The sequence below is a fragment of the Emticicia sp. C21 genome (assembly GCF_003418935.1).
GTDB lineage: Bacteria > Bacteroidota > Bacteroidia > Cytophagales > Spirosomataceae > Emticicia.
The window spans coordinates 398,153-409,349 of sequence record NZ_QVMT01000002.1 but is presented as its reverse complement, the minus strand read 5'-3'; the positions used below and the strand labels follow the sequence as shown (position 1 = coordinate 409,349).

The 11,197-nt window shown below is 36.8% G+C and carries 10 protein-coding genes; 7 read left to right on the top strand and 3 right to left on the bottom strand.

Going from position 1 to position 11,197, the window contains the following annotated elements:
* Positions 1-584: 584 nt before the first annotated feature.
* The 7 genes from D0T08_RS06525 to D0T08_RS06495 all read left to right on the top strand — a co-directional run bounded on the left by D0T08_RS06525 (position 585) and on the right by D0T08_RS06495 (position 9,327).
* Positions 585-1,490, top strand: a complete 906-nt coding sequence (locus D0T08_RS06525) for an OmpA family protein (protein WP_116981798.1) — start codon at positions 585-587, stop codon at positions 1,488-1,490.
* Between the two features lie 112 nt (positions 1,491-1,602).
* Entirely contained in the window at positions 1,603-2,142 is a 540-nt protein-coding gene (locus tag D0T08_RS06520; RefSeq protein ID WP_116981797.1) for a GNAT family N-acetyltransferase, read from the top strand.
* Positions 2,143-2,232: 90 nt separating this feature from the next.
* Positions 2,233-3,672: a serine hydrolase domain-containing protein gene (locus D0T08_RS06515; RefSeq protein WP_116981796.1), complete on the top strand. Its 1,440-nt coding sequence runs from the start codon at positions 2,233-2,235 to the stop codon at positions 3,670-3,672.
* Between the two features lie 1,016 nt (positions 3,673-4,688).
* Positions 4,689-5,726 carry a DUF4097 family beta strand repeat-containing protein gene (locus D0T08_RS06510; RefSeq protein WP_116981795.1) on the top strand — a complete coding sequence of 346 codons (1,038 nt, stop codon included), beginning with the start codon at positions 4,689-4,691 and terminating at the stop codon, positions 5,724-5,726.
* A 590-nt stretch (positions 5,727-6,316) separates the two neighbouring features.
* Positions 6,317-7,081 (top strand): pentapeptide repeat-containing protein, encoded by a 765-nt coding sequence (locus D0T08_RS06505; protein WP_116981794.1) that lies wholly within the window; start codon positions 6,317-6,319, stop codon positions 7,079-7,081.
* A gap of 215 nt (positions 7,082-7,296) precedes the next feature.
* Positions 7,297-7,959, top strand: a complete 663-nt coding sequence (locus D0T08_RS06500; protein WP_116981793.1) for an ABC transporter ATP-binding protein — start codon at positions 7,297-7,299, stop codon at positions 7,957-7,959.
* Between the two features lie 39 nt (positions 7,960-7,998).
* On the top strand, positions 7,999-9,327 hold the full coding sequence (locus D0T08_RS06495; protein ID WP_116981792.1) for a TolC family protein: 1,329 nt from the start codon (positions 7,999-8,001) through the stop codon (positions 9,325-9,327).
* Positions 9,328-9,369: 42 nt separating this feature from the next.
* Here D0T08_RS06495 and folK read toward each other — a convergent pair whose 3' ends face one another.
* From folK to D0T08_RS06480, 3 genes are read right to left on the bottom strand one after another with little or no spacing between them, the layout of a single operon-like run.
* Complete coding sequence (folK, locus tag D0T08_RS06490) at positions 9,370-9,858, bottom strand: 2-amino-4-hydroxy-6-hydroxymethyldihydropteridine diphosphokinase (RefSeq protein ID WP_199538127.1); 489 nt, start codon at positions 9,856-9,858, stop codon at positions 9,370-9,372.
* Complete coding sequence (locus D0T08_RS06485; protein ID WP_116981791.1) at positions 9,858-10,616, bottom strand: geranylgeranylglyceryl/heptaprenylglyceryl phosphate synthase; 759 nt, start codon at positions 10,614-10,616, stop codon at positions 9,858-9,860. The genes folK and D0T08_RS06485 overlap by 1 nt, the downstream gene beginning before the upstream one ends.
* The gene (locus D0T08_RS06480) at positions 10,597-11,007 is read right to left on the bottom strand and encodes a hypothetical protein (RefSeq protein WP_116981790.1); all 411 of its coding nucleotides are present in this window, start codon (positions 11,005-11,007) and stop codon (positions 10,597-10,599) included. The genes D0T08_RS06485 and D0T08_RS06480 overlap by 20 nt, the downstream gene beginning before the upstream one ends.
* Positions 11,008-11,197 lie beyond the last annotated feature (190 nt).

The following is an 11,197-nucleotide window of genomic DNA, read 5'->3' as shown; positions in this document are numbered from 1 at the left end:
GCACAGTGCAAATATAAATCATAAAAGTTCAACAAATCAAAGTAAAACAGAATATATAAATTCTTATTCCACATAATTTCCGGAATATTTTCCGCTTTGATAATAACTACTACCATTCCATAGCAAATGTGGGGATTTTTTTCCCCTTCGTCCTCTACAAATTTAAAAGTTGCTATATACAAGCAGGGAAATCTAATTATACATAAGATTTAGCGTGGATAATTCATTGCTTCTTTCGTAGATACACCATGCATGTAGTCTCCAAAGATATATAACTACACTTTAAATTATCTGCTAATTTTAACTCTACAGATTAGATTTATCGGATTGCTGATGCCTCTGGAGACGCCATGCATGTCGTCTCTACCAGAATTGTTGAATTTTAAATTCGTGCTTATTTTCAGAAACCTTAATAACATATAATCCTACGTTTGCCACTTATTTTTAATCCGGAACTAACTATTTAATCTATTTCGTGGCATACTTTTTTTGACTTCTGACACATAAAACAGGCATTGAGGAAAATATAATAACTATTCCTGTCGGCCGAAACTTATGTCATACTAAATAAAACACACAATCTCATGAAAGTTTTTGTTAAACCTCTGGTTATCTTTTTTGCAGTTACATCATTAGCTTCCTGCGTCGCAAAAAAGAAGTATGTAGCATTACAAACTGAACACGAACGTGTACAAGCAAACTTAGTAAAATGCGGCGATGAAGTACAAGACTACAAAGACCGCTTAGCTAAACTACAAACGAGTTCTGATGCGCAAATCTCAACTGCTCAGAATACGATTCAACAACGTGATCAACAGTTGAACGATATGAAAGATCAGTTAAATGACTTGAGAAAAGTGCGTGACCGTCAGTTAGAACAAGTTGGTGATTTAACGGTATTATCTAAAGCCGCCAATAGTAATATTGATAATACATTATCACAGATGGCGCAAAAAGACCAATATATCAACCGTTTACACGCGGCAAGAACCAAAGCTGACTCGATGAACTTAGCTTTAGCATTTAATCTGACGCGCGTGTTGAAAGATGGTATTGAAGACAAAGACATTGAAGTAAAAGTTGACAAAACTGTGGTAATGATTAATATTTCTGATAAAATGTTATTCAGCAGTGGTAGCTTTAAAATTTCTTCAAGAGCTAACGAAGTGTTAGGCAAAATTGCACAAATCATCCAGTCAAGACCAGAGCTTGAAGTAATGGTTGAGGGTTATACAGACAATGTTTCGATTAAAAACGAATGTATTTCGGATAACTGGGATTTGAGTGTAAAACGTGCCACTTCAGTAGTTCGTACGCTACAAGGACAATTTAAGGTAGATCCTAACAAATTGATTGCGGCGGGTCGTGGAGAATTTAATACATTAACAAGTAATGATACAGCCGAAGGACGTACTGCTAACCGTCGTACCCGTATCATCTTAATGCCAAAATTGAATCAATTCTATGATTTATTAAGTGCTAATAAATAATTTAGAAGCGATTGAATGAACGAAACAGAGCTGCTTAGGTAGCTCTGTTTTTTTGTTTATGAGAATCCCGAAACTAATTATTTGCTAACTTTACTCCTATCCATCACCAAAAATGAAAGGAGACTTAATCACCCTCAGACCATCAATTCCACAGGATCGCAGACAGATTTTTGAATGGCTGGCACATTCTGATTTGACTTCTGCTATGCTTGGCCCACCCAATTTCCCCGAAAACCCTGTGCCTACCTGGGAAGAGTATATAGATGACTATTACGAATATTTTTTTGATGGCTCTCAACCGGAATCAGGACGTTGTTTTATCATTCAATTAGGTGATACAGCTATCGGACAGGTAAATTATAACAATATATATGAAGAAGCATCAGGACTTCGATTTACAGAATTAGACATTTGGATGGCAGGTAGTGAATATACTCATAAGGGCTATGGAACAGATGCCTTAAAAACGCTCTGCCATTTCTTGCATAAGGATTTAGGCTGTCAAAAATTTATCATCGCCCCTGCCCGACAAAATATTGGTGCAGTAAAAGCTTATCAAAAAGCAGGCTTTGTTGAAACCACTGCAGCGCCACCAAACTTTGTTCCTGATTATGCCGATACTATTATTATGGTGAAGTATATAAGAGATTAATGGCTCTTCACTATGCTTCATCCATTAATTTTATAAATTTGTATACAAGCCTACAAGTATCTCACATCTCGCCAACAAACCTGAAACTGTATGAAAAATTATCTGATTCTTACCCTTTTGTTTGCCTTCACTATTTTGAAAGGCATAGCTCAAAGCAAAGCCGAAAAGCTTGCAGAAGTCATGAAAGCTTATCATGGGTTTAATATGTTTGATGGAAGTGTACTAGTGGCAGAAAATGGGAAAGTAATTTATAAAGGTGCTTTCGGCATGGCTAACCGTGAGTGGGATATTCCGAATACAGTCGATACTAAGTTCATGATTGGGTCGGTGTCAAAACCGCTAACAGCCATGCTGATGCTGATACAAGTGCAAAAGGGTTTGGTTAATTTGGATAAAACTATATCCGACTATTTACCTGAATATTCAAAGAAAAATGGTAGCAGAATCACTATACGCCAGTTGTTGAGCCATACTTCCGGCATACCCAATTATGACATCATCAAAGATTTTTTCCCAAGAATTAGCCGGCAGAATTATAGCAGAGAAGATTATATCAAATTGTATATGGATTCTACGCTTGTCTTTGAGCCGGGTAAGAGTTATTACTATAGCAGTTGGGGATATTATACTCTAGGCTATATTATGGAAAAAGTATCAGGCAAAAGTTATTCGCAATTGATGAAAGAAGATATTTTTGATAAGTTACAAATGAATAGTTCGGGCTCCTATTACCATACCCGGATTGTCCCCAAAAGAGCCACAGGATACGACTATATCATTGGCGGTTATACAAGCTCCGATTTCAGAGACCAATCGAATACGATGGGGACGGGGGATATTTACTCGACTGTGGAAGACCTTTTTAAACTGCATATTGGTATCAGTAATAATAGCTTGATTAATCAGCAATTGACAGATGAAATGTTTAAACCGGGTATCCGTCCGTGGCGGTACGGGTTTGGATGGTTTAATCAGCAATTCAGGTATACGCCAAAAGATAGTGTATTTGCCAATTATCATCTGGGCATGACCGAGGGCTTTCTTTCGTTTCTGATTCGTATCCCCTCTACCAATAGTCTGGTTGTATTCTTATGCAATAGCTCTCCTACGCATTTCTTTGGAATCACCCAGAGTCTACTAAGAGTTCTTTATAATAAACCTGTGCAATTGAAACAACCTGCCCACAAGGCTATGGAGACAGTTATTGCCACCAAAGGCACAGCCGAGGCAGTGAAAGCCTACCCCGTTTATAAAAAAGATACTGCCAATTATTATATAGACTGGCTGGCGATGGACCAATTGGGTAATCAACTATTTGCCGATAAACGCTACAATGATGCGCTTTTGATTTTTGAGAATAATGCGAAGGAGTTTCCTCAACGGGATTTAGTGTTGATTAGTATTGCCAAAACCTATGAAGTATTGAAGCGTAAGGACGAGGCGATTGAATATTATAAGAAAGCCATAGTTGCTAATCCGAATAATGAAGAGCCTAAAAATAGGTTGAAGGAACTGGAGCGAAAGCCCTGATTTTCACTAAATTTAACAGAATAGCTTCGTTGTGTAAGATAAAACAAGTAATAACTACATCCATAGCCAGACTTATTAGGTTGTCACAAATAAACGTTTGGCTAAAGCCAATATAAGGAGTCTATATATTAACCTTCTAGAGACAATTGAATCAGGTAAAAAGAAAGAATTTTTTCTTTGATATATAAGGCGTGGTGCGACTGTCGAGCGTTCGCACCACAATATAATTAACTAATTTCCCTATCCATTGTCCGATTTGGAGCCGCCACAGCGCAAAGAATAACACAACAGTACGATTTTACCAGAAACCTCCTTAAACACTTTGAAAACATAATTCTAAGTCAGAAATTTAGGGGGACGCCTAGTTGAGACGCCCAGTTGAGGAAACCCAGTCTTTCACTACCATATATATAATAACTATTGCCATGGAAGATATTGGAGTACAAAATACGAAAACAGAGCCGGAAAAGGTTACCGATACGGAGGGAACCTTTTTAAATAAGAATAGCGTAGTTTCCAGATTATCAAGGTAACCGCCATTAAAACGGAATCGGAAAAGGTTACCAATATGGGGGAACCTTTTTGAAAAAGACATCTATAGTTTCCAAGTATTCAACCATTAAAATGGGGGCAGAAAAGGTTACCAATACAGTGGAAACCTTTTAGGGCAAGGACAGCGATGGTTTCCGAATACCAACCATTAAAACGGAGCCAGAAAAGGTTACCAATATAGTGGGAACCTTTTTAAATGAAGACAACGATAGGTTCAAGTATTAACGAATAAATGGAATCGGGAAAGGTAGGTGCTACGGTGACTACCTTTTTGAACGGAGACAATGAATGTATTAACATCCCTTTCGTGATTTGTAGAAAGGGATTTTCTGGTTTAAAAAACTTTATTTCCCAAAATGAGGGCAGCACGAAAAATAATTGTCTTATTTATGCAACGCACAAAAGTTTTTTTGCATCTTATTTTCAAAGCATCAAAATTATCGATTATAAACTATACTTAATTTATGAAAAAGCTACTCTCATTATTTATTTTAGGATTATCAACAGTCAGTATTTCTTTCGCACAAGACAAAGAAACTCCTTATTTAGTAAAAACTTATCAATCATCTGAAGTTCAGAATCTGAATGTACGCACTTCTGGTGGTGGTATCACCGTAACAGGCCAGCCTGGCAACGAAACCCGTGTTGAGGTGTATATCAGACCTAATAACTGGAACGGAAGCACAATCAGCAAAGCCGAAATTGAAGAGCGTCTGGAAGAATATGAATTAAGTGTAAAAAAAGAAGGTGGCACCGTATATTGCTTAGCCAAAAGAAAACGCGATAGCAACTGGAACGATTGGAAAAAATCGCTGAACATTACTTTCAAAATCTATTCTCCTGAAAAAGTTTCAACAGATTTAGAAACCAGCGGTGGAGGAATAAACCTGAAAAACTTAACAGGAAACCTAAATTTCACTACAAGCGGTGGTGGTTTGAAATTAGCTAACTTAGGTGGCAATATCAAAGGAAGAACCTCTGGCGGTGGTATTGATTTAACAGGCTGTCGTGATGTAATTGATGTTAGCACCAGCGGTGGTGGCATTGGCGCTGATAATTGCAAAGGCGATATCAGACTAAGTACTTCCGGCGGCGGATTACGTTTGAAAGGTCTTGATGGCACAATCAGAGCAACAACCAGTGGTGGTGGCGTAAGAGCAGAAGAAATCACCGGTGAATTGGTTACTTCAACTTCGGGCGGTTCTATTCACCTTGATGATATCAGAGCAAGTGTAAAAGCTTCAACCAGTGGTGGCGGTATTGATGCAGATATTAAATCATTTGGTAAATACCTTTCTCTATCAACCAGCGCAGGTAGCATTAATGTAAGAATGCCATTAGACAAAGGTTTAGACCTTGATTTGGATGCTAACCGTGTGCGTGTGCCTGAAATCAGAAACTTTAGTGGAAGAATGGAAAAAGACCGTGTGAAAGGCACAGTAAACGGCGGTGGTATTCCGGTAACGATGGATGCTAATTCTGGTGGAATACATATTAATTAGTGATTTAGTGATTTAGTGATTTAGTGATTTAGTGATTTAGTGATTTAGTGATTTAGTGATTTAGTGATTTAGTGATTTAGTGATTTAGTGATTTAGTGATTTAGTGATTTAGTGATTTAGTGATTTAGTGATTTAGTGATTTAGTGATTTAGTGATTTAGTGATTTAGTGATTTAGTGATTTAGTGATTTAGTGATTTAGTGATTTAGTGATTTAGTGATTTAGTGATTTAGTGATTTAGTGATTTAGTGATTTAGTGATTTAGTGATTTAGTGATTTAGTGATTTAGTGATTTAGTGATTTAGTGATTTAGTGATTTAGTGATTTAGTGATTTAGTGATTTAGTGATTTAGTGATTTAGTGATTTAGTGATTTAGTGATTTAGTGATTTAGTGATTTAGTGATTTAGTGATTTAGTGATTTAGTGATTTAGTGATTTAGTGATTTAGTGATTTAGTGATTTAGTGATTTAGTGATTTAGTGATTTAGTGATTTAGTGATTTAGTGATTTAGTGATTTAGTGATTTAGTGATTTAGTGATTTAGTGATTTAGTGATTTAGTGATTAAAATATTAGTAAAAGACATATAATATGAAAAAACTACTTATTTTCTTTTTCTGTGCTGGTATGATCAGCACAGCATCGGCTCAAAAAGAAGTTTCAGCAAAGGCTATTTTTGATGCCATTGATAAAGGACAAGCCGTTAGTTATGAGGGTGCAACCATCACTGGAGTATTAGACCTGACCGAACTTTCTAACAAAAAGCGTGTGAAACAAAACAGAGACTACGAAGAGTACAAAAGCACAGTAGAAGTACCTGTTTCTTTCAAAAATTGCACTTTCAAGGATGATTTCATTGCTTATAAAAACAATGAAGATAAAAGAGGCGGTAAGAATTGGAGCATCAGCATGGGTGATGGTGAAACATATACCACCGATTTCGAAAAGAGTGTAGTTTTTGAAAACTGTACTTTTGAAGGCAAGAGCGAATTCAAATACTCTGATTTTGCAGAGAAAGCTGTGTTTAATGGAACAAAGTTTGGTAAAGAGGCTAATTTCAAGTATGCTGACTTCAAAAGAGAATCAAACTTTGCTAATTGTACTTTCGGCGAATACGCTAATTTCAAGTACTCAAACTTTAAATACGATGCTGATTTTTACAGTGTAGCATTCAGAGATTATGCCGATTTTAAATATGCTAATTTCAATGAGCGTGTCACTTTTAAAGGCTCTTCTTTTAATCAGCATGCAGATTTCAAATATGCTGAATTTAAAGATTCAGGCAATTTTGATAATACAAAATTCAAATCAGGAATTGATATGAAGTACTCGAACGGTAAAAAATACATGAACTGACAGCACCTTTTTTATAACCCTATCCCTTGTCCGAAGGCGTACAAATCTTGTCCGTTTTCGGACATTTTTATTTCACAAAAATCAACATAAAGTATTGACTATAAGCAAATTAAATTTAATGGCATAAACTTTGGCACTTATGTATACAGAATTTAAACCTGAAAATCGGCTAGGAAATAGTATCTTAACGCATAGAACTAATCAATTTAATCAAAATGATTCAATTAAAAAACATATCTAAATACTACCCGGCAGGCTTCGGAAAAATTTATGTATTAAGAAACGTCAATCTTACTATCAATCAGGGCGAATTCGTATCTATTATGGGCCCATCAGGCTCAGGCAAATCCACCTTGCTACATATCCTTGGCTTATTAGAGGAAGCATCAGAAGGTGAATATTTATTTGAAGAGGTACCTGTACAAAAACTATCAGAGAAAAAACGTACTGAATTGCACAGAACCAGCATCGGCTTTGTATTTCAGGCTTATCATCTGATAGACGAACTAACTGTTTATGAAAACATAGAAACACCGCTTTTGTATAAAGGACAATCGAGTTCTGAACGTAAAAGCAGAGTAGCTGACGTATTAGATCGTTTTAATATGGTAGCTAAAAAAGACCTTTTCCCAACACAGCTGTCGGGTGGGCAACAACAACTAGTAGGTATTGCCAGAGCGATTGTAGCCGAACCAAAAATCATCTTTGCTGATGAACCTACCGGAAACCTCCACTCTGAACAAGCCAGACAAATTATGGAGCTATTTAAAGAATTAAATGAAAAAGATGGGGTAACCATCGTACAAGTAACACACTCAGAAGAGAATGCCAGTTTCGGTAATAGAATTATCAGACTGAAAGACGGCTGGGTGGAATAATCAGAAGAAGTTTAGAAATCAGTGATTTATATCAATACAATGAAGAATTTAACCAAATACTTACTGTTTTTTTCGATTACCCTGAGCTTTTCGGGTACATTTGCTCAAAACCAAATGACCCTGAAAGAATGTCTTGATGTGGCTATCAAAAACAACTTAACTTACAGAGAAAGTCAGATACAGGCCGAAGCAGCGAATGTTGAATTAATGAGAGTCAAGTCTTTGCAATACCCAAGAATTGGTTTTGGTGTTGGGCAAGACTTACGTATTGGTAGAAGTATAGACCGTTTTACCAACTCTTATATTGAAGAAGTTTATAGTACTAATGGTTTTGGGCTTGATGCCATCGTTACGGTTTTCAATGGTTTTCAGATAAAAAACCAGATTCAACAAAACCAGTTATTAAAGGAAGCCGGAGTAAAGGGGATTGAAGCAACCCGTAATTTAGTTACGATTAACCTTTTACAGGCTTATTTACAGGTGTTAGCTTCACAAGAGTTAGTTGAAGTAGCTCGCCAACAAGTAGAAACCTCTAAAGCACAAGTTGAAAGAATAAATAAAATGGTAAGTGCCGGAATAGTAGGACAAGCAGAATCTTTCTTAATCAGGTCTCAATTGGCTAACGATGAGTTTTCTTACGTCACTACAAGAAATACACTTAAAACTAACCGTTTACTGTTATTTCAGTTAATGAACATGACGCCAACTAATAATATTACTTTTACGCCAATAGGTGATGAAGTAAATATTTACAAGCTGGATAACGATTTTGTAAATCAGTTATACGACCAATCTCTGGCTAATTTCCCATCTGTTAAAAGAGCTGAATTACAGCTAAGAAGCTATAATAACCTGATAAAAGCTACTAAAGCTAATGTAATGCCAAACGTTTCATTATCTGCCAGCTATGGTGCTTTTTATTCGACTTCAAATAAAGCAGAAACCTATGTACAGCAGATTAATGGTACGCGTAACGGTTCGCTTTCTCTAAACTTAAGTATTCCGATTCTAGGTGGGCTACAAAACAGACCACGTATTGCGGCTGTAAAAGTACAGCAACAACTCACAGAAAATACACTAAACACAGCTAAGCTCCAATTGCGCCAGTCTATTGAGCAATCATTTCAGGCATTTGATGCAGCTTCTGAAAGATATAAAGTAGCCACCGATCAGGTAAATATCAATCAGGAAAATGTGAAAGCTGTAGAAAGCAAAATCAGTGCAGGTACAGTAAATACGGTAGAATATGTTTTAGCCAAAACCAATTTCGACCGTGCAAGAAGCAATTTGGTTCAGGCAAAATACGAAGTGTTATTGCAACAAAAAATCCTGGATTTCTATAAAGACGGAGAATGGAAAATTAATTAATAAATACAATTTTTTGAAACTGGCTACGGCGCATTGTCGTAGCTATTGTTTTTTTATCACCTCGCTGGTATCAGCACAATTAGCTAATAAAGTGCCATTTGTTTGTTGTAATATTGGATGAACAAAATCAGAAGCGACTTCTGCTAATGGTGCTAAAACAAACCGACGATCCTGGATAAATGGATGAGGAATAGCCAGATTATCAAGCTTAATAATGGCATCGTTATAGTATAGAATATCAATGTCTATAATTCTCGCACCCCATTTTACCTCCCGTATTCTACCCATTGATTGTTCAACAGCCAGAATCATAGCCAATACCTCTGGTGCTTCATAATCGGTTGCAACACAAATGACTTGATTCAGAAAATCATTCTGCTCGGTTAAGCCCCAGGCGGCTGTTTCATAAATACTGGACTGTGCTACTATTGCACCGATACTTTCGGAAATGCGCAGACAAGCCAGGCCCAAGTTTTCCTGCCTGTTTCCCAGATTAGACCCAAGGCCAAGATAAACCTGATTGATTTTCACTAAACGGTAGTTAAATTAAAAGATTGGATAACCTCCGCTATCTCAGGGAGTAAAGTAGGATTTTTCTCAAAAGCATTACCGATAACAATAATATCAGCTCCTGCTTCTAAAGCATCATGTGCTTTTTCGGCAGAATTAATGCCTCCACCTACAATGAGTGGGGCATCAATATTTTCGCTTACCCGACGAATCATCTTAGGTGATACCGGATACATCGCTCCACTACCCCCATCAAGATATATCAGCTTCAAGCCTAATAACTCTCCTGCTATAGCTGTGCAGGCAGCAATGTCGGGCTTATCATGAGGAATAGGTGTTGTATTGCTGATATAAGAAACCGTAGTCTGGCGACCGCTATCTACCAGAATATATCCTGTTGATAAGATTTCTAAACCACTTTGTTTCAGGATAGGTGCAGCAATCACATGCTGACCAATCAGATAATCAGGATTACGACCGGAAATCAATGAGAGTAGTAAGATACCATCAGCAGAGGGTTCGATATGCAGGCTATTACCCGGAAAAATGATAACCGGAATATTGGTCTGGCTGTGAATGCTTCCAACCATTTCAGCCATAATATTATTGGTAATCAGGCTACCGCCCACAAAAAAGAAATCTACCCGATTTTCGACGCAATTGTATAAGAAATGATTAAAAGCGGTGGTCTCAACTTTATCAGGGTCGAGTAAAACAGCCAAAGCTTTTTTCTTTTGCTGTTTGTTTAGTAATATTTTATCAAGAAGTTGCTTCGGCATCTTTTGTTGTGAGGTGGTCTATCAATTCCATCAATTTTTCTTTTGCAACAGCCAGCAGAACTGAGGTAGCAGCACCTTTTAAAGCACCCCATAATAATGAATCACCTTCTTTTTCTTTCGCAGGTTCAGGCTCGGTCAATAACAAAGGCTCGTCCGATTGTTTTTCCTCTTTTCCGTCAGGTAAAAGCAATTCTGTTATTGCATATACTGCAACAATGATTCCTCCGATTACCAAAGCATTTTTACCTACTTTTTTCAAGTCTCCTATCTGGGTTTCAATGGCTCCTAAATACTTATCTATAGATTCTTGCAATAATTCTTTGCGTTCTTCACGATTCGTCTTTGGTGGTACGATCGGCACTCCTGTTAAGTTTTCTCTCTGATTTTTCACTATCCCACAGATTTTTGTTCAAAATTATTCAAAAATGCTAAAAAAAGAAAGATTGCTACCTGTTTATAGCAATTTAAGCTTTAAAACGCAATAAACAAATGAATAGTATACGATTTTTTGATAGCCTATACGAACCAACCTTTCCTTTCAATACTAAACTTCGGTACCTATACAAAAGTTTCGGTTTTTA